The organism is Maribacter sp. 2-571 (assembly GCF_050589625.1).
Taxonomy (GTDB): Bacteria; Bacteroidota; Bacteroidia; order Flavobacteriales; family Flavobacteriaceae; genus Pelagihabitans.
Genome location: NZ_JBNGOP010000038.1, coordinates 22,360 through 41,937, shown reverse-complemented (window position 1 = coordinate 41,937; position 19,578 = coordinate 22,360). Strand labels below are relative to the sequence as shown.

The following is a 19,578-nucleotide window of genomic DNA, read 5'->3' as shown; positions in this document are numbered from 1 at the left end:
GAGCTGATTGTTTCAAATTGGGTATCCGTCAATTCCATTTAACAAAGATACCTATTTTGTGTTAACACGCCCTAGTACATATCGGTTCATAAAAGCTTGTTTGCCTTAGGTTTGGTGCAGTGTCCGTGCAAACCTTCTTCGTGTCAGATGGTGCGTGTGTTTAAAAGCGCGCCACAAGTAAGGTTTTCAAACGAATATTTTCAAAATGGCGATACCTTTGATAATCAAAATGCCTTCCAAAGATAAAATATTATATTTTCGTTGCCGTGTTGATGCTTAGAAAAATACTGTATCCCTTTTCACTGTTGTATGCGCTAGTGGTACGACTGCGAAACCTCGCTTATGATAAGGGCTGGTTTTCTTCAAAAACATACGATACACCCACAATTTGCGTGGGGAACCTAAGCGTGGGCGGTACGGGGAAAACGCCGATGATCGAGTTCTTGATCCGAATGTTCTCAAGTGGTTTTAAGTCTCAAAAAATAGCGGTACTGAGCCGCGGATACAAACGAAGTTCAAAAGGGTACCAACTTGCGGAAAATACCAGCTCGGTATTGGAAATAGGGGATGAGCCCTACCAAATATATCAAAAGTTCCCCGAGGTAGCCGTAGCGGTGGACGCTGATCGCCGGAACGGAATAAGCACTTTGGAGCGCACCATCGCACCGGACCTGATTTTGTTGGACGATGCCTTCCAGCATCGAAAGGTAAAGGCGACCCTTTACATCCTTTTGACCGCTTATGGAAAGTTGTATGTTGATGACCTTTATCTACCTGCCGGAAACCTTAGGGATCATAAGGTGTCGGCAAAAAGGGCCGATATTATTGTGGTCACTAAGTGTCCGCCACACCTTTCCAAAAATGAAAAACAAAGGGTTATCGAACGACTAAAACCACGCGCGTACCAACGTTTGGTTTTTTCGTATTTGGAGTACGGCAAGGCCATCTATGGCGAAAACGGGCCTCAAGAACTTGCGGTATTGGGCACCGATATCACATTGGTGACCGGTATTGCCGATCCTGCTCCGCTGGTGGCTTATCTTAAAGGGTTGGGGTTGAACGTTACCCATTTGAAGTTCCCGGACCATCATAGCTTTTCTGCTGCCGATCTGGAACGGATAAATACCAAATCGCAGGTACTGACCACCGAGAAGGACTATGTACGTTTAAAGGGTAACGTTTCTGAATTGTATTATCTGCCCATTGCCCATCGTTTTTTCAAGCCGGATGATGAGGTATTCGAAAAATGGGTTATGGAAACGGTCGCCTAAGGACTTAAGAGGCGTCCTTAATTCTTTTGTTATGGAAAATATTCTCCCCGATTTTTTGGTAAAACACTTCCGGTTTGAATGGTTTGGTCACTACATCGTCACAACCTGCCGCATAAAAACTCTCCAAACTATCGTCCAGGGAAATGGCCGTTAGGGCGATAATCGGGATTTGCTTGTCAAATTTTCGGATTTCTATCGTGGCTTCCTCACCACTGATACCGGGCATATGGATGTCCATCAAAATAGCGTCGTACCGATTGTTTTTCGCCATCTCTACCGCTTCCATACCGTTGTTGGCGATGTCGCTGGTCACTTCTTTTTTGGTCAGCATTTTTTTGGTAATGACCTGGTTGATCTTATTGTCCTCCACAATCAGAATATGGAGTCCTTTAAATTCATAGGTCCGCTCACTGTTTTCAAAAGGGATATCTTCCGTCACGCCGTCTTTACTTTTTAGTTTTAATTCAAAGAAGAATGAACTGCCTTTGCCCAGTTCGCTCTGTAGTTGTATTTTACTTCCGAAAAGCCCCAGTAAGCTTTTTACGATGGTGAGTCCGAGCCCCGTACCGCCATATTCCCTATTGATCTGTATAGACCCTTGTTCAAAACCTTCGAAAATGGTTTCCTGTTGTTCCCTTGAAATTCCGATGCCGGTATCGGCTACCTCGAAGTAGAGCGTTACGTCTTCCTCGAACTTCTTCATCAGTCTGGCAATTACGGTTACCTCCCCATTTTTGGTGAACTTCAGGCCATTGCCAACGAGGTTCATGAAAACTTGGGAAAGTTTTACGGGGTCGCTCATCAAGTGGGACGGAATTTCCTCGTCGTAGTCGAGCACAATTTTCGTCTTGTTTTCCTTGGCGCTCTGCTGTAGGGAATCGATGACCTCCTGTAGCATTTTTTTAAGGTGGAACTCCACCATTAGCGGCTCTAATTTGTCGGCGTCTATCTTATTGATATGTAGTATATCATTGATAAAGTTCAATAGGTAATCACCCGAAAATTTTAGTGCTTTCAAATGTTCTTTTTGGTTTTTACTGGGGTTCTCCTCCAAAAGAAGATGCGTCAGTCCGGTTACAGCGTACAAAGGTGTACGCAGCTCATGGCTTACCGTGGAAAGGAAATTGGTTTTTGCTTCCATGGCCTGGACGGCAGCATCCCGGGCAGACTGAAGTTCGTTGTTCTTGGTCTGCAGGAGATCGTTGGTTTTTAATTTGATCTGGTTGTTTCGATATAGCGATACCGCCAATAACGAAATAATGGTAAGGAAGGCCGAGGTCAAAATCGTGGTCAGTTCCGAACTACGTGCTTTCTGGCTCAAGGCTTCGTTTTTTTCTTCCAAACGGGCAATTTCGTTGGTAAAAAAGTCGAATTGTATTTTTTCGGCAGCCTTTGTTTCGTTCTTCAGTTTATCCACTGTAAACAACGAATCCTTTATGGTAAGCAGGTTTCTGACGTTTACGAGCGATTTGTCGTAGCGTTTCATCCGTTCATAAATGCCCGCCAACAACTCATTGGAAGCAACGATCTGAACAAAAAATTGGTTTTTATTGGCGAGCTGCAGAGCATTTTCGGCATGGATCGCACTGGCCTCCAAATTGTTAAGCGCCAAATTTAATTTGGCCAGACCGAGCCGAGCCTTTGCCGACAGGTATTGCTGTTCAAAAGGGTCGGTATTGATAATTAACGAATTGAAGTTTTTGGTGGCGGTGTCATATTTTTCCCGGGCCAAGTAAATATTGCCTTCCGCCAGCACGATGTTATTGACCAAGTTACGATCGTTGCTCAGCTGTTTGGCCTCGTTGAGTTCCGCGATCGCCTGAAAATTATTGCCCTCGCGATACTTGTACAGGGCGCCGATATATTTTTGTACGGCATTTCCATAGGGGTACTCCATTTTTTTAAGCTGGGCGTTCGCCCGATCCCAATAGACTTCGGAATTGCTTTTCTTCCCCAGTTCCAGGTAGATGATCGAAAACTTGTGCAACGCATCGATAACCGCCTTAATGTTATCGTTCTTCTCGGCTACCTTAGCGGCATTTTCCAATGCTTCCAAGGCCAGGTCCAGTTTGTTCTGATGCCGAAAGGCCATGGCCTCTTGAAAATAGACATCATAGGTTTTTGGGGGGATGGAATCTTGGGAATACAGTTTGCCCGACCCCAATAACAGGAGTACTGCCAGGAAGTTAAGAAAGCGACGGATATGTAGCGGTATTCGTGTCAAATAAATTTTTTGTCGACCAATAACTGGATCAAATCGATAATACGGCTGCTATATCCGGTTTCATTGTCGTACCAACCGATTATTTTTACCATGCTGCCGATTACCGAAGTCATCTGAGAATCAAACGTGCAAGAATAACAACTATTGTTTATATCCACGGAAACTATTGGGTCCTCGGTATATAAAAGTATGTTTTTCAATTTTTTATGCGAAATACTTTTGAAAGTTTCGTTGATTTCCTGGATCGAAGTCTGTTTTTTTACATTGAAAGTGATGTCGGTAAGGGAGCCGTTCGGGACCGGCACGCGTATACCGCAGCCCCCGATTACCTCCGATAGCTCCGGAAAAATATGGGTCAATGCCTTTGCCGCTCCAGTGGTGGTGGGTACTATGGACTGTCCGGCCGCACGGGCCCGTCTAAGGTCGTGGTGCGGCCGATCGTGTAAACTTTGGTCGGAAGTATAGGAATGGATGGTGGTAATATAGGCCTGGTTTATGCCGCAAAGGTCGTTGATCACCTTGATCATGGGTGCCGCGTTATTCGTGGTGCACGAGGCGTTCGAAATAATAGTATCCCCAGCGGTCAATGTTTCCTCATTGATGCCGTATACGATCATTTTAATGTCCTCCGATTGTGGAGGTACCGACAGAATAACTTTTTTGGCACCGTTTTTCAGATGCTGTTCCAGTGTAGGCCTGTCCTTGAATTTGCCGCTCGCTTCCACCACAACATCTACATTTTCGGAAGCCCAATCGATTTCATTGGGGTGCTTTGCATTGGTCAATGCTATAGATCTGCCGTTTACGATGATCTCCCCTTCATCAAAAGTGACCGTCTCCTTGAACGGACCATGGATGCTATCGTATTTTAAGAGATGGGATAGGGTCCGGGCATCCGAGAGATCGTTGATCATGCGAACCTCCAAATGAGGGTAGTCCGACAATAGGCGAAACAAGGTGCGCCCAATTCTTCCGAAACCGTTAATGCCTATGGTAGTTTTTTTCAATACTGGTTTTTTATGCCTTAAAAGAAACGATTTATACCAATTCATCCTTAAAATGCGTCACAAACTACCAAGTTGTTTTTTCATTTACCAAAGCCTTTGAACGAAAAGGAAGTGGATAATGAACGGCTTGGGTCGGCTCATTTTAAAGGTAAATTGGTGTTACAAAGGAAAGGACCGGTTTTCAAACATTATTCAGTGCAGATTGAACTCTAGGTTCATTTTTTAACAACGACATTTTTAATACCGCTCAACGAAAATCCCCTAGGTCTTTGCTACTATCCTTAATGAATATGTTTGTGGGCCTTATAGGAAGAGCGCACCAAAGCGCCACTTTCCACATGCCGGAAACCCATTTCGAGTCCGATTTCCTCATATTTTTTAAATTGGTCGGGAACAATGAATTCTTTAACGGGCAAGTGCTTTTTGGAAGGTTGTAAATATTGTCCTAGGGTGACCACATCAACGTTCGCTTCCCTTAGGTCCTTCAACGTGGCGATCACTTCTTCCTCACGCTCGCCCAGGCCCAACATGATACCCGATTTGGTCCGATTGATACCGTTGGCCCTCAAATAGCGCAGTACTTCCAAACTTCGTTCGTACCGTGCTTGAATACGTACTTCGCGGGTCAGTCGTTTTACGGTTTCCATATTATGGGAGACGACCTCCGGTGCTACGGCGATAATACGGTCCAAATGTCTTTCGATTCCCTGAAAATCCGGAATCAAGGTTTCTAGGGTGGTTTCAGGATTCATACGGCGAATAGCCTGTACGGTTTCGGCCCATATGATGGAACCCATATCCTTTAAGTCGTCCCGATCTACAGAGGTGATCACGGCGTGCTTGATGCCCATGATTTTTATGGATCGTGCCACTTTTTCCGGTTCGGCCCAGTCCACCTGATCGGGCCTGCCCGTTTTTACGCCACAAAACCCGCAAGATCGCGTACATACATTCCCGAGAATCATAAATGTTGCCGTACCCTCTCCCCAACATTCTCCCATGTTCGGGCAACTTCCGGAGGTGCATATCGTATGCAGGTCGTACTTTTCTACCAGTCCGCGAAGTTGGGTGTATTTTTTTCCTGTAGGGAGTTTAACACGTAGCCATTTCGGTTTTCCCTTAGGGGGTGCCACACTAGTATTTGTTTCCGTACTCATAGCTTTTTATTGAAGTACAAATATACGAACTATTTGGGTCTGGCCCGTTTGTACATTTCCCGTTCACAATCCGCCTAGGCGATTCGGCAGCAAAAGGAATTCAACCTTATTTAGGTTTTTTTCTTTGTTTTGGATGCAAGGTCAACGAATACGCTGGTGGGCCGTTAAGAGCCCTTGATGGACTGGGAAAGCAGTTTTTTGGCACGCAGTAATTTTACCTTTACGTTGTTCATAGGCTCGTTCAATTGCTCCGCAATAGCGGCGTACGACAGTTCTTGAAAATACCTCAGGTTGATGATTTCCCGATAGTGGGGTTTCAATTTTTTGATATGCCCCAATAGCGTGGCAAGGTTTTGTTCGGTAATCAACCTATCTTCTACCGTGGGGGCGTCATCCAGTACCTTTTTGGCCGCGTCGGTATTTCCCGAGTGCGTGTTCAGGATGTCTTTTTTCCGTTTTCGGACAAGGTCGATGTGGATGTTTTTTGAAATGGTGATCAGCCACGTTTTGAACACGTAACTTTCGTCGAAGCTTTGAATTTTATCGAACGCTTTCGAAAATGTTTGTATGCTGATGTCTTCGGCGTCGTTTTCGTTTCTGGTGCGTTTCAATTGAAAGCCATAAACATCGTTCCAAAACCAATCGAGAAGAATGCTAAAAGCAATTTGATTGCCTTGCTTAGCCTTTTGAATGGTGTCGTTCAGGGTTTCGGGGGTGTTTTTCAACGTATAGGACATGAAACTGCTGACGGGGGTTATAAACGGTTCTTATGCAGTAAGCGTATCTTTTTTGCAGTCCTGTTCGCTCGGTAGTTTGCCGCACATGCCACAGGCTTCTCCATCTTTATTGAGAAACGGGCTTTGACTGGCACAGGTACCTGCGAATTTGCCATCTTTTTTAGACCATATTTTAATGGCGATTCCGGCAAATGCCAACGCCAAGAGCCCTATGGTCAGAAAAAACAATTTCATACGCTACTTTTTTACAAATTTACAAAAATAAAGGCCCGACATGTCTGCCGGGCCTTTAAAATGTTGTTCAAAGAAAACCTAATACGTAATGTTGGCAACAATATTGGATACCGTAGGTTTCTCGTTGCCACCTTCCGGCTCTATAGTAATATAGCCCATTGCCTTATCGGCGTAGGGTAGTGCCAATAACTTGTCCTTTTCCGTAGCCTCTTGAATGATTCCCAAGTTGATCATTTTACCATCAACTTCGGCCCACATTTGAAAACACTGGTTTTCCGGAAGATTGGGCAGCTTACTTACGTTGATGTAAGAGAGTTTCTTCACCGGGTTCACATAGGCGACCGCTTTCAACTCCTTAGCCTTGGTATTTCCCTTGATATTGAGCTTTTTGGTCTGTGGATTGTTCAACACTATAAACTGGTTTCGAACATCCTCAAGGCCTTCGCGCATATCGGCTTCCAGGCTTTCTATTTTACTGTTAACAATGGCATTCTCTTGTTGTAACATTTGATTTTCCGACCAAAAGAAATAAGACGCCCCCGCAAAGAGGAGCATGGCTACACTTGCAGCTACCGCATAACGTAAAAAGCGTCTGCTGCTGACCTTGTCCGTTTTCAAACCGTTCAAAATCTGCTCTTTCAGTCCTTCGGGAGCCGGAATGGCATACATTTTTGCATACGCTTCCAGGTTGTCCTGTAATTCATTGTATGCATCACGAACCTCTGGATATAGCGCAATATAACGCTCTACCTGTAAATTTTCTTGGTCGGTGGTCAACCCGATCAAGTACTTCTCCAAAAGATCGGAATCCAGAAAAATCTTTATTTTATCTTTCATGATTTGTTTGTTTCTTGCAACGTTTATCTGTTTTGGCCCCCAGAGTAAACCTTGCCCGTTATTGAATCAAGTGCAGTACAAACAACAAAATAACAACTGGGTCATAAATTTTCTTCAGTTCTCGAAGTCCAATTTTCAAACGAGACTTAATAGTTCCCAAGGGAATATCGAGCTCATCGCTTGCTTCTTGCTGTGTCATCCCCTGAAAAAACAATGCTTCCAAAACCACCTGATACTTCAGTTCGATTTTTTCCAAGTTTTCACGGACATCCATCAACTCCGGCTTAGTGCTGTTTATACCTAAGGTATATACGTCCGAAACATCTATTTGGATTTCCTTATCGGTTTTTGTGTTGGCACTTCTCAATTTATCAATGGCGGTATTTCTGGTAATCCTAAAAAGCCAGGTAAAAAGTTTTGCTTTTGAAGGGTCGTAAGAGTCCGACTTTTTCCAAATTTTCACAAAGCTTTCCTGAAGTACATCCTGTGCCATTTCCTCGTCCCTTACTACCTTGTTCGCCACGCCGAATAGGGTGTCCCCATAGTTTTCGTACAAAAGGGAAATGGCTTTTTCATTTCGCTCTTGAAGCAGTTCTACAATGTGCTTTTCAAGAAGTGTACTCATATAAATTGTAGGATTTTTATTTTTTTTTTGATTTGGACATCCAAAGGTGATTGTTCCACCGTATATAAGACAACGCGAATTTATAAAATTGATTGTAAAGAGCGTTATCTCAAAATTTTAATTAGATAAATGTGTAGCTGGTAACTATGCATTTAGTTTTTGGTTAGTTTGGTTTGGTATAGCCCCCGGAGATTCTTCGGGGGTTATTTTTTTGGGCCGATACGAGATTTGTAGGGCTACGGTAACGCCGTTCAGATGATATTGACCTCTGGTACTATGCTGATTTGAAATTGTTGGAAGACCGCCGCCATAATACGTTCGGCTAGTGCCAATAGTTCGCTTCCGGTGGCCGCTCCGTAGTTTACCAAAACCAAAGCCTGATTTTTATGCACCCCGGCGTCCCCGAAACGTTTTCCCTTAAAACCACATTGTTCAATGAGCCAACCGGCGGGTATTTTATACTCACTGTCCGATACTTTATAAAAAGGGGCCTTTGGATATTCGGCGTTAAAGGTTTGGAACGCCTGCTCCGAAATAATGGGATTTTTAAAAAAACTACCACTGTTGCCCAAAACGTTGGGGTCGGGCAGTTTTTGTTGACGAATGGCGATTACGGCCTCGGAAATGTCCTTTATGGTCACTTCGGTAACCTTATTGCGTTTTAACGCTTCCATTATTGCGCCATATCCCGTGCGCAAAAGGTGATTTTTTTTGGTAAGCCGCAAGTTTACCGAGGTGATGATAAATTTTCCTTTTCCTTCATTTTTAAAAAAAGAATTGCGATAACCGAACTGGCATGCCTCCTTGGAAAAGGTCTGCAGTTGCTGGTCATGGATGTTCATGGCTTCACAACTCTCAAAACTATCCTTTAGTTCCACCCCATAAGCACCGATATTTTGGATGGGTGCCGTACCGGTGTTTCCGGGAATCAACGACATGTTTTCCAATCCGCCATAATCGCGTTCCAAGGTCCACAGCACCAGGTTGTGCCAATTTTCCCCGGCCATGACTTTTAGGATGACCGAATCCTCGTTTTCCGATACAATAGCGATTCCTTTTAAATTGATATGCAAGACCAGGGTTTCAATATCTTTGGTAAGCAATATATTGCTTCCCCCGCTGATCACGAAAGGCGTGTTGAATTTTTTTAACTGCAAGGCCTCCTCCAATTCCGCTATGGAATTAATTTCCAGAAAATAGCGTGCCCTGGCCGCTATTCCAAAGGTGTTGTACGTTTTAAGTGATTTGTTTTCCTGTAACTGCATTAACCGATATAGCTTTTTAAGGCCTCCTTTAATATGTGTACGGCCCGTTTCAGTCGTTCTTGATCCAGCACGTAAGCGATACGGATCTGATTCTTGCCCAGTCCGGGAGTGGCATAGAATCCGGCGGCCGGGGCGACCATTACGGTCTCGTTGTTTACCCTAAAGTCTTCCAGGAGCCATTGCGCGAAATCATCGGCATCGGTTATGGGCAGTTCGGCTATACAGTAAAAAGCGCCTTGCGGCCGAGCTACTTTTATGCCCTCAATTTTTTCCAGTTCCGAAATAAGAAGGTCCCTTCGCGCAACATATTCCGTTTTTACCTCCTCAAAATAGCTGGCAGGTGTTTCCAAGGCCGCCTCACTGGCCAACTGGGCATAGGTAGGGGGCGATAATCGTGCTTGGGCAAATTTCATCGCCGTTTGAACAAGGTCCTTATTTTTGGATACCAAGCAACCCACCCGGGCACCGCACATGCTATATCTCTTGGAAACGGAGTCGACCACGATGGCATTTTCTTCCAGACCGGGTATTTGCAAAATGGAATAATGCTCCCGATCATCATAGGTGAACTCCCGATAGACTTCGTCGGCTACCAAAAAGATATCTTTTTTACGGACGATGTCCGCCAATTGGTCGATTTCTTCCTTACTGTACAGATATCCTGTGGGATTCCCGGGATTGCATATGAAAATGGCCCTGGTCCTAGGACCGATCAACTTTTCGAACTCCGATATGGGCGGCAATGCGAAATTTCGATCGATTTCCGACACTACCGGAACTACGGTTACATTGGCGGCACTGGCAAAACCGTTGTAATTGGCGTAAAATGGTTCCGGAATAATGATTTCGTCGCCGGCATCGGCAATACTGCCCATAACAAAGGATAGGGCCTCCGAGCCACCGGTACTGATGATAATATTGTCCGCGTTTACCGCAATGCCATGCGTGCCATAATAGTTGGCCAATTTGGTACGGTAGGTTTCGGAACCTTCCGTTCTACTATACGCCAAAACTTCTATGGTATTGTTCTTTACCGCATCAAGGGCGACCTGCGGTGTTTTGATATCGGGTTGACCGATATTGAGATGGATAACGTTGGCCCCATTTTTTTTGGCAGCTTCGGCAAAGGGCACAAGCTTCCTGATGGGGGATTCGGGCATGGAGCGCCCTTTTTGGGAGACGTTTGGCATGGCAAGTTAATTTACCGCAAAAATGGGAAATCCTTGTGGACAAAGCAAAGGGAGTCCGTTTTATTTATCGCCCTGAGTGGGTCGCTATTGGCGCAGCTTGCCAGAACGGTACCATGGTAACGCGCGGTTTAAGGTTTTCCCGCTATCCCTTCGATGAGGACCAATAAAAAAGCCCCGATACCAAAGGTAACGGGGCTTTTTTATTGAGACGGTAAAATTATTTTCCTTCCGGAGCTTTAATTTCCCCTTTTATTTTCAACACCTTTGTTGGTGTGTCGGCGTTGGAAATGACCGTAATGGCCTTTCTGATCGGTCCCACCCTATTGGTGTCATATTTTACTTGGATCTCTCCTGTTTTACCGGGCAAGATCGGCTCTTCCGGTTTTTTAGGGATGGTACAGCCACAGCTCGAGCTTACTTTGCTGATGATCAATGGCGCATCGCCCGTATTGGTGAATTCGAATACGCGAACACCGTCCGAACCTTTTTCAATGGTTCCGTAGTCCACGGTTTCCGACTGGAAGTCTATTTTAGCTGCCTTGTCCTGTGCCGTAGCACTAAGTCCCATCAGGCCTACAAATAATAGAAGTACTATTTTTTTCATGATTTTCTAGTTTTGGGTGAATTTCAAAATTAAATCTTTTAGGATGAACCTACAAAATTGTTTTGTTATCTATGAACGTTACTTATTTTTGTTTCGTATTTCCAACGAGTGGAAATTGTTAGATCGTTTGAAGATTTAACATCAAAACGGTAGCTCGATCAACGAACCACCTGCTAAGAAACAAATACCATACCAAAATATGGAGATTCCCTCAAAATATGACCCTAAACAGGTGGAACAACAGTGGTACGACTACTGGATGGAGCACCGCTTTTTTCATTCCGAACCGGATGAAAGGGAGCCCTATACCATCGTAATACCTCCGCCGAACGTAACCGGCGTCCTCCACATGGGGCATATGTTAAACAACACCATACAGGACGTTTTGATCCGTAGGGCACGTTTAATGGGTAAAAATGCCTGCTGGGTGCCCGGAATGGACCATGCTTCCATTGCTACCGAAGCCAAGGTGGTGGCAAAACTGAAGGCCGATGGGATCGAAAAATCCGATCTTTCCCGAAGCGAGTTCCTAAAGCACGCCTGGAGCTGGACCGATGAATATGGAGGAATTATTCTGGAACAGCTTAAAAAATTAGGGTGTTCCTGTGATTGGGAGCGTACCAAGTTTACCATGGATGACGATATGTACGCCTCGGTTATAAAGGTATTTGTCGACCTTTTTAACAAGGGGTTGATCTATCGCGGGCACCGTATGGTCAATTGGGATCCCGAAGCGTTGACTACCCTTTCCGATGAAGAGGTCGTTTATGAAGAAAAACAGGGACTGTTGTACTACCTATCCTATAAAATAGAGGATTCGGACGAAATGGTGACCATTGCCACTACCAGGCCGGAAACCATTTTGGGCGACACTGCCATCTGTATCAATCCCAACGACGACCGATACCGTCATTTAAAGGGACGAAAGGCCATAGTGCCCATCTGTAACAGGGCGATTCCCATTATAGCCGACGAATACGTGGATGTGGAGTTCGGGACCGGTTGTTTAAAGGTCACCCCGGCACACGATATCAACGATAAGGCCCTTGGCGAGAGGCATGATCTGGAAACAATTGATATTTTCAATCCGAACGCCACATTGAATTCTTTTGGCCTCCATTATGAAGGGAAGGACCGTTTTGAAGTGCGCAAGGCGATAGCCAAGGAACTCAAGGAGTTGGGCCTCTTGGTAAAGACCGAGACACATTTGAACAAGGTAGGCACCAGCGAACGCACAAAAGCCGTAATCGAGCCGCGTTTGAGCGATCAGTGGTTCCTTGCGATGGAAGATTTGGTGAAACCTGCCATAAAAGCGGTTATGGACACCGAAGAAGTGCGCTTTTTTCCAAAGAAATTTGAAAATACCTATCGCCATTGGATGTCCAACATCCGCGATTGGAACATTTCCCGCCAGCTTTGGTGGGGACAGCAGATACCGGCCTATTACTATGGTGATGGCCAAAACGATTTTGTAGTTGCAGAAAACAAGGAAGATGCGTTGCTAATGGCACGAAAAAAGGCCGATCGGCCCGATTTGAAAGCCGAAGACCTGCGTCAAGACCCCGATGTGTTGGATACTTGGTTTTCCTCATGGCTATGGCCCATAAGCGTTTTTGGGGGAATTTTGAACCCCAAGGGTAAGGAGGTAAGCTATTATTATCCTACGAACGATTTGGTTACCGGTCCGGACATTATTTTCTTTTGGGTCGCAAGAATGATCGTATCTGGATATGAGTACCGGGAAGAGCGCCCTTTTCAGAACGTATACTTTACCGGTCTGGTACGGGACAAACAACGCCGAAAAATGTCCAAACAACTGGGGAATTCCCCGGATGCTTTGGCCCTAATTTCAGAATATGGCGCCGATGGGGTAAGGGTGGGGCTATTATTGAGTTCTGCGGCGGGTAACGACTTAATGTTCGATGAGGATCTTTGCCAACAAGGGAAAAATTTTTCCAATAAAATATGGAATGCCCTACGGTTGATCCAAGGTTGGGAAACGGCCGAAATCGATCAGCCCCGGGCTGCGGCACTGGGTCTGGAATGGTATGCTTCGAAGTTTCATCGCACCTTGGCGGAAATAGAAGATCACTTTAGTAAATATAGGATATCCGATGCGCTAATGGCCATTTATAAGTTGGTTTGGGACGATTTCTGTTCCTGGCTTCTGGAAATCGTGAAGCCGGCCTACCAACAACCTATTGACACTGCTACCAAGGATAGGGTAATCGGTTGGTTCGAGGAAACGCTGAAATTGTTGCATCCGTTTATGCCGTTTTTAACCGAAGAGGTATGGCACCGCTTGGGGGAACGCAATCCCAATCAGGCATTGATCGTTGCAAAATGGCCTACTGTGGAAACCGCAGATGCAGCGTTGCTTCAGGGCTTTGAGTTTGCCGAAGGCGTTGTTTCGGGAATCCGGAATATTCGAAAAGAAAAACAGATCCCGATGAAAGACGCTATTGCGCTTTCCGTGTTGAACGAAGAAAATATAGGGGATGCCTGGGATACCGTTATTCGGAAGCTTACCAACGTATCCGAAATCCATTATGTAGATGCGCCATTGGAAGGTGCCCTGAGTTTTCGGGTAAAGAGCAACGAGTATTTTGTTCCGGTAAGCGGTACTATCGATGTGGGCGCCGAAATAGAAAAGATTAAGACGGAGTTGGACTATGCCCGTGGGTTTTTACGATCCGTATCCAAAAAATTGGAGAATGAACGGTTCGTAAACAACGCACCGGAACAAGTGATTGCCAAAGAGCGGCAAAAACAAGCCGATGCCGAGGCAAAAATTGAAACCCTTGAAAAGAGTCTGGCGAGTTTGTCGTAAGCCGCCAATCGATCAAATACCATTTCAAAGTTAAAATGTCACATAGTGCCGTAAAGGTGAATTGGTTTTGTTTCTAAGTTATGCCGTAGCCCGATGTGCTGCCGAACGTCTTTTTTAAGACATTCACGCGAAAAAAAGGCTAGACCGATGGTGTGATTGATTCGATTTCAAAGTTTTAGGAGCGCTGTAACCTAAATAGGTGTTACTGTCATGTACGTTGGTTAAAAATAGCTGTTTTTCACTGATGATCAGTTGGCCACGGTATCGATTTCCGAATGCACGGGAGAGGGTGGAATCGAGTCTTTTTGGTTGGTCAAATTTATGGTGTCAGCTCCGTAAAACGGGAGTAATTTGTATTTGTCCGCAAAGCGCCCGCTCAGGTCGGCATCGAACGGTGTTTTAACCAAAAGGGTATTCCATTTGCCCTCAACACCCAAGTAGTACTCGGTAATGCCCTCCATATTCTCCATTGCGGAAAGGCAATCTTCAATGATGGTAATCACCACTTTACGGTCCGCGGCGGCAATTCGCTTCATATCACGAATTCGGAGCAATACCAGTAACTTGTTCCGGTCTGTCTTGGTAAAATAGGCTATTTTATCGGTATCAATTCCCGAAACAATGTCATAGGCGACGCATGCTTTCAAGTAAGATCCAATGGAATCTTTTTGTTTATCGGGGGTTAAGGTCAATTGCTTTATATCCGTATCGAGTAGTTGTTTTCTCGGGTCTTGGTCTCTTGGCATGGTATCCTCGCCATTGGAACGTAAATACACGCCATAGAACGACATGCTCAAAAAGAATATCCCCAATACTACCAAAACCAAACAACCACATCCCTGCCAAAGCGGTCTTTTTGATGGCTTTTCCAGTTTTTGCCTTGAAAAACTTTTTTGCATATCAGCGCTGAACTCCTTTTCCGCATAAGTTTTTTTGCAATGGCTGCACTCGGCTATCGAAGTTTTGTAAAGGGGGATAATGGGTATCCAGAAAAAGTGGAAGTAGCGACTGTAGGTAGTCACATGAAACGAATCGCGGGTATTGCAATAGGAACAACTGGTATTTCGCAAGGCATACTCCTTTATTTTACTGGCACGTGTTCCATAGAAGAAAATCATATTGGTTTTTTTATGCTACCATTTGGCAGTGGTCCGATGTTCAAAAATACATCATCTTGCTATAGTGCCGCGTCCCTTGTTTCAGTGAATTACAGCTCCCTTTTTACCTGATACCATTTCTACCTTGAAATTACCCACTAAAAATTGCCCTTTTCCGCTTATACTTCAAAATAAAAAACAACCGTGGCCACTGCTATGTTTATACCATATTAACTTTGAAATAGCACTAATAAATCGTTTCTTTTTCCGGAATTCTTCGTTAAAAAAAATAACCGTAGCGACTGCTATGCTTAGGTTTTTCGCCTTGAGTACCGAAAAAATAATCCAATTTCTATACGTACCATTTCAAAGTAAATATGGTATTAATTTTTCTTTTTCGTCCAAGCAAAGAATGACCGCTTTTTATTTGGGTAATTTCAAAGCAAAAATGGTATGACTTTCCATTTTTTGAGTCGTAAGATTAAAAATGGTTTTGCGATCTGATGGAGTTTAAGGGCAAGAATACCCATGATTTTAAGGGGTTTAATTGTATCTTCAAACTCAAATTAAAGAAGGAAAAATGATTAAATTCTCATCGCTACGGACAGTTATCGTAGGAGCTATCATGCTCTTTTTTATATCGGGTACATTTTGTTTTGCACAGAAACCTGCCGTGCACTACCTGGAGGATTTGGAAGGGGGTGCGATTACAAAGGCACAGTCCGATTCTATTTTTCAAAAGGTTAAAAAACTATCCGAAGAAACGGTGATTTCCATAGGACTGATAACAAATGGTAAGACACGTTTTTATGGTGTGAAACGTTCTGGCGATACCATAAAGACCGTTTCCAACAGTGGGGCGGTTTTTGAAATAGGCTCCATTTCAAAGGTTTTTACCGCCACAATGTTGGCCCATTTGGTGGAAGAAGGGCGCATTGCACTAGATGATACCATAAATAAACATTTGGAAGTGCCCTTTCACAAAAATCAGCAAATTACTTTTCGATCGTTATCGAACCATACTTCCGGACTACCTCGATTGCCTACTAATTTGACGATGCGTTTTGAACATAGGAACAATCCCTATGCGAATTATGATGAGGTGATGTTAAAAAATTACCTGAGGGATACTATGGAGTTGGCCGAAAAGCGGGAAATGTCCTATTCCAATTTGGGTGTTGGATTTTTGGGGTATACCCTGGGCGAAATTGCCGGTAGTTCCTACCAACAGCTTGCGGACAGTCTCATATTTAAAACATACGGAATGCCGCATACCACTACGGATAGGGCAGCGATCGAGGACCGACTGGTTTTGGGGCGCAATGGCGGAGTGGTGGTGCCCAATTGGGATTTGGCCGTATTGATGGGAGCGGGAGGTATTTTATCGAACGTGGAAGACCTTAGTACATTTATAATTGCCCAATTTGATGAAGATAATGCGGTTTTGGCGCTAACCAGAACTAAAACCAAAACGCTGGAAGAGGGGAAGGGAGTCGGCCTAGGGTGGTTTTTGTTACCACAGCCTTCCGATGCCCTTTGGTATTTCCATAACGGGGGAACTGGTGGGTATCGGTCTGCGTTACTTATGGATGTGGCGCATAAAAACGGTATTGTAGTGCTCTCCAATGTTTCTGCCAATAGATCCAATTCGGATGCTATCGATGCCTTGGCCTTTGCACTTATGAAAACCTTAAAAACCGAATGAATTATAGGTAGTCTAGGACGTGAAACGATAGCAATGGGTGAGTGATGTTCCGTTAAACACTTAAGAATGGAGATTGTCCTTTTACCGAAAAGTTTTTTCAAACAAAGCGTACAGGATGCACATTGCTACGAGCACATTGGATCATATCAATATGATTTTTGAGTGGTCACAGCAAATAGTTCAACCTATGCACTTTAGTGCATTTCGCTTTAGCTTCTAAAAAAACCTACTTTTGCTATTATGTCGGAACAAAGGGTAAATGGACATACGGTCTCTCGTCTTTCGGTGCATATAGTCTGGAGTACGAAATACCGATATTCTGTCCTTGTGGGAGATGTGCAAAAGCGTTGCCGTACGGTCCTGATAGAGATCTGTGACGCGGAAGGGGTCAACATTTTGAAAGGTGTCGTAAGTAAGGACCATGTCCACATGCATTTGGAGTATCGCCCGTCCCAGGATATCAGTACGCTTGTCAAGAAGCTAAAGGGTCGAAGTTCCAGGAAACTTCAAATGGAATTCCCGATACTGAAGAAGAAATATTGGGGCCGGCATTTCTGGGCTATAGGATTCGGCTGTTGGAGCACGGGCAATATAACGGATAAAATGGTGGACGAGTATTTGGAGCATCATCGTAAGTCCGATAACGATACCGATGCTTTCATACTGGAGTAGTCTTCCGAACAGCTAACTTTAGTTGGATTTAAAAACCTATGGTACTTTAGTCCATAGTGGTTTAGTTGTATCGGGAAGCGACCGTACTCCAACGCAGCAAATTTTTAGAAAACGTATGGCCCGAGTTTTCGCGTAATACTATTTCTGGTGTTAAATTACGTAAATAAAAACCAGGGATTTTTTGTACTGGCGAAAAAGAAAATCCAAGCATAGCAGTAGCTATGGTTAGATTTTAGAAATGCAACAACTGGCATCTTCCAAAACATTGCCCGATCACTACCACGATGCAGCGGTGTACTACTTTGAACTCCCGGTCGCGGAAGGGCCATAAACATTGTTTTGATGGGTAGGTAGCCACAATAATTTGAAAATACTAAATGAAACAAGGTGTGAAGTACGCTTTTTTTAACAAGTATGGGGTAGGGGGGAAAACAAAACAGTACCCATTACGTTCGGTATTGCTGACCTGTTTTGCGTGCTTTTGCATGCAGTTCGGGATGGCACAAATTCGCGATGCAATACTTACATTACACGACAGTACCCAGTTTGAGGGCTATGCCGACCTGACGAAAAACAATAAAATAAAATTTAGGATGAACCTAGAGGATGATGCCGATTTGTGGGACCATGAAGAAGTGTATCAAATTAGGTTTAAGGGATACCCTTCCGATGCTACCTATCGTTATGGGAAAATACGTTTTAGGGACAAAATGTTGCTGCTACTGGTTTTGGAAGATGGCCCTATGGGCTATTTTGGAAAGGAGGTTACCCGAATTATTTACGAGGATGGCTTTGGTGGCGGTTTGGATTCAGAAACCGGGTTTCCGCCCGAAAATCACGGTTATAGAAGCGGCTATAAGAAGGTTCCTGTACTTTCCAGAAGATATTTAAAGCTACCGAAGGAAGAAACCCTCATTTCCCTAGGGGCGGAGGCCAACCCTTCAAAGGCACTGATGCGGGAATGGTTTGCCGGCTGCGCGGAAGTATTGGATGAGATCGAGGTGAACGAAAACTACAAAATTGCCGATCTGGTGTGGCAGTACAATCGGTATTGCGCCGCAATGGAGGAAGACTAATGCCATTTTTACCTTTAAATTTCCCATTAGAAATTGCCCTTTTCCGTTTACTTCAATAAAAAACAACCGTAGCTACTGCTATGCTTTATTTTTCTTTTTCGTCCAAGCAAAAAATGACTGATTTCCTTTGGGGAGTTTTAAAGTAAAAATGGTATAAACTACTAAGACTATTGGGTTTTATGGGGGTACGACCATAACCTGCCTTGACCGTCATCCATGAAACGACAGAAGCAAACGAAAACAGGAATACGCTTCCTGTAGTTCAACGAAAATTTGGCCATTGGTCGAAAATATTGATGTATCCCTTTGTTTTCCCCGTTGTAATAAGGCCCTTTTAATTTTGAAATGGAGGTAAAGAAATTGAGTTGTTTCAAAGTTTAAATGGTATTTAGTCCCGAAAACCCCAACTTGTATGACACGTGAAGCCCAATTACGATTTTGTAAAGTATGTACCAACGGAAAAAAAGACTTTAATAGGGGAATCGTTTGTGGCCTTACCGACCGCTTGGCCGATTTCGAAAATACTTGTGATACCTTTCAGGAAGATGAAGAACTGCAACAAAAGGTGGCATTGCAACATTCATATACCAACGCTATTTTGGCGGCAAGTGCCAATAAACGACTGGCCAATTACCTTATCGATCAAGTTTTTTTGGTGGGATGCGGCATGTTGATCGGGGTCATGCTCGGCTTGGTTTTGGTGTATTTCTATCCGGAACACCTGTATTTATTGGATGAAGAGAACCGGTTGGTAGAATATGTGTTGGGTGTGATTATTGCCATGTTGTACTATAGTTTTTTTGAGGGCTTTACGGGAAGATCGCTCGGAAAGTTTTTTACAAAAACAAAGGTGGTCACCGAAGACGGCGACCGTCCCGATTTTAAGACCGTTTTTATCCGCTCACTCTGTCGGCACATACCCTTTAACGCCTTTTCATTTTTGGGGGGCGAAGGTATCGGTTGGCACGATAAATTTTCCGGAACGCGGGTGGTAGAAATTGAGTAATACCATTTTAAGGTTAAAGTAGCATAACGGGCAATACTCTA

Annotated in this window: 17 protein-coding genes; 6 read left to right on the top strand and 11 right to left on the bottom strand. The window is 44.2% G+C overall.

The genetic code is table 11. The features are described 5' to 3' along the window. Positions 1–272 precede the first annotated feature (272 nt). On the top strand, positions 273–1,271 hold the full coding sequence (gene lpxK / locus ACRD7P_RS19685; protein ID WP_430909469.1) for a tetraacyldisaccharide 4'-kinase: 999 nt from the start codon (positions 273–275) through the stop codon (positions 1,269–1,271). 4 nt (positions 1,272–1,275) lie between these two features. On the opposite strand, the gene ACRD7P_RS19680 is transcribed toward lpxK, so the two are convergent. The 10 genes from ACRD7P_RS19680 to ACRD7P_RS19635 all read right to left on the bottom strand — a co-directional run bounded on the left by ACRD7P_RS19680 (position 1,276) and on the right by ACRD7P_RS19635 (position 11,151). Further along, entirely contained in the window at positions 1,276–3,495 is a 2,220-nt protein-coding gene (locus ACRD7P_RS19680) for an ATP-binding protein (protein ID WP_430909467.1), read from the bottom strand. Then, positions 3,492–4,502 (bottom strand): type I glyceraldehyde-3-phosphate dehydrogenase, encoded by a 1,011-nt coding sequence (gap, locus tag ACRD7P_RS19675; protein WP_430909465.1) that lies wholly within the window; start codon positions 4,500–4,502, stop codon positions 3,492–3,494. The genes ACRD7P_RS19680 and gap overlap by 4 nt, the downstream gene beginning before the upstream one ends. Before the next feature lie 281 nt (positions 4,503–4,783). Next, on the bottom strand, positions 4,784–5,659 hold the full coding sequence (gene lipA / locus ACRD7P_RS19670) for a lipoyl synthase (protein WP_430909464.1): 876 nt from the start codon (positions 5,657–5,659) through the stop codon (positions 4,784–4,786). A 164-nt stretch (positions 5,660–5,823) separates the two neighbouring features. After that, on the bottom strand, positions 5,824–6,396 hold the full coding sequence (locus ACRD7P_RS19665) for an RNA polymerase sigma factor (RefSeq protein WP_430909463.1): 573 nt from the start codon (positions 6,394–6,396) through the stop codon (positions 5,824–5,826). Between the two features lie 30 nt (positions 6,397–6,426). Then, a complete protein-coding gene (locus ACRD7P_RS19660; RefSeq protein ID WP_430909462.1) occupies positions 6,427–6,630 on the bottom strand; it encodes a membrane or secreted protein in 204 nt (67 codons plus the stop codon). Between the two features lie 78 nt (positions 6,631–6,708). Next, entirely contained in the window at positions 6,709–7,467 is a 759-nt protein-coding gene (locus ACRD7P_RS19655) for an anti-sigma factor (RefSeq protein ID WP_430909461.1), read from the bottom strand. Between the two features lie 58 nt (positions 7,468–7,525). After that, the gene (locus ACRD7P_RS19650; protein ID WP_430909460.1) at positions 7,526–8,092 is read right to left on the bottom strand and encodes an RNA polymerase sigma factor; all 567 of its coding nucleotides are present in this window, start codon (positions 8,090–8,092) and stop codon (positions 7,526–7,528) included. A gap of 251 nt (positions 8,093–8,343) precedes the next feature. Then, on the bottom strand, positions 8,344–9,357 hold the full coding sequence (gene murB, locus ACRD7P_RS19645) for a UDP-N-acetylmuramate dehydrogenase (RefSeq protein ID WP_430909459.1): 1,014 nt from the start codon (positions 9,355–9,357) through the stop codon (positions 8,344–8,346). Beyond that, positions 9,357–10,547, bottom strand: a complete 1,191-nt coding sequence (locus tag ACRD7P_RS19640; protein ID WP_430909458.1) for a pyridoxal phosphate-dependent aminotransferase — start codon at positions 10,545–10,547, stop codon at positions 9,357–9,359. The genes murB and ACRD7P_RS19640 overlap by 1 nt, the downstream gene beginning before the upstream one ends. 217 nt (positions 10,548–10,764) lie before the next feature. Then, entirely contained in the window at positions 10,765–11,151 is a 387-nt protein-coding gene (locus ACRD7P_RS19635; RefSeq protein ID WP_430909457.1) for a DUF1573 domain-containing protein, read from the bottom strand. 199 nt (positions 11,152–11,350) lie between these two features. On the opposite strand from ACRD7P_RS19635, the gene ACRD7P_RS19630 reads away from it, so the two are divergent. Beyond that, a complete protein-coding gene (locus tag ACRD7P_RS19630) occupies positions 11,351–13,981 on the top strand; it encodes a valine--tRNA ligase (RefSeq protein ID WP_430909456.1) in 2,631 nt (876 codons plus the stop codon). A gap of 248 nt (positions 13,982–14,229) precedes the next feature. Here the strand turns inward: ACRD7P_RS19630 and ACRD7P_RS19625 are convergent, their stop codons facing one another. Continuing rightward, a complete protein-coding gene (locus ACRD7P_RS19625) occupies positions 14,230–15,099 on the bottom strand; it encodes a zinc-ribbon domain-containing protein (RefSeq protein WP_430909455.1) in 870 nt (289 codons plus the stop codon). Positions 15,100–15,658: 559 nt separating this feature from the next. Here ACRD7P_RS19625 and ACRD7P_RS19620 point away from each other — a divergent pair. The 4 genes from ACRD7P_RS19620 (at position 15,659) to ACRD7P_RS19605 (ending at position 19,537) form a co-directional block, all read left to right on the top strand. Further along, positions 15,659–16,783, top strand: coding sequence for a serine hydrolase domain-containing protein (locus tag ACRD7P_RS19620; protein WP_430909454.1), 1,125 nt, complete (start codon positions 15,659–15,661; stop codon positions 16,781–16,783). A 240-nt stretch (positions 16,784–17,023) separates the two neighbouring features. Beyond that, positions 17,024–17,455, top strand: coding sequence for an IS200/IS605 family transposase (tnpA, locus tag ACRD7P_RS19615; protein ID WP_430909453.1), 432 nt, complete (start codon positions 17,024–17,026; stop codon positions 17,453–17,455). A 377-nt stretch (positions 17,456–17,832) separates the two neighbouring features. After that, the gene (locus tag ACRD7P_RS19610) at positions 17,833–18,531 is read left to right on the top strand and encodes a hypothetical protein (protein ID WP_430909452.1); all 699 of its coding nucleotides are present in this window, start codon (positions 17,833–17,835) and stop codon (positions 18,529–18,531) included. Positions 18,532–18,943: 412 nt separating this feature from the next. Next, positions 18,944–19,537 (top strand): RDD family protein, encoded by a 594-nt coding sequence (locus tag ACRD7P_RS19605; RefSeq protein WP_430909451.1) that lies wholly within the window; start codon positions 18,944–18,946, stop codon positions 19,535–19,537. Positions 19,538–19,578 lie beyond the last annotated feature (41 nt).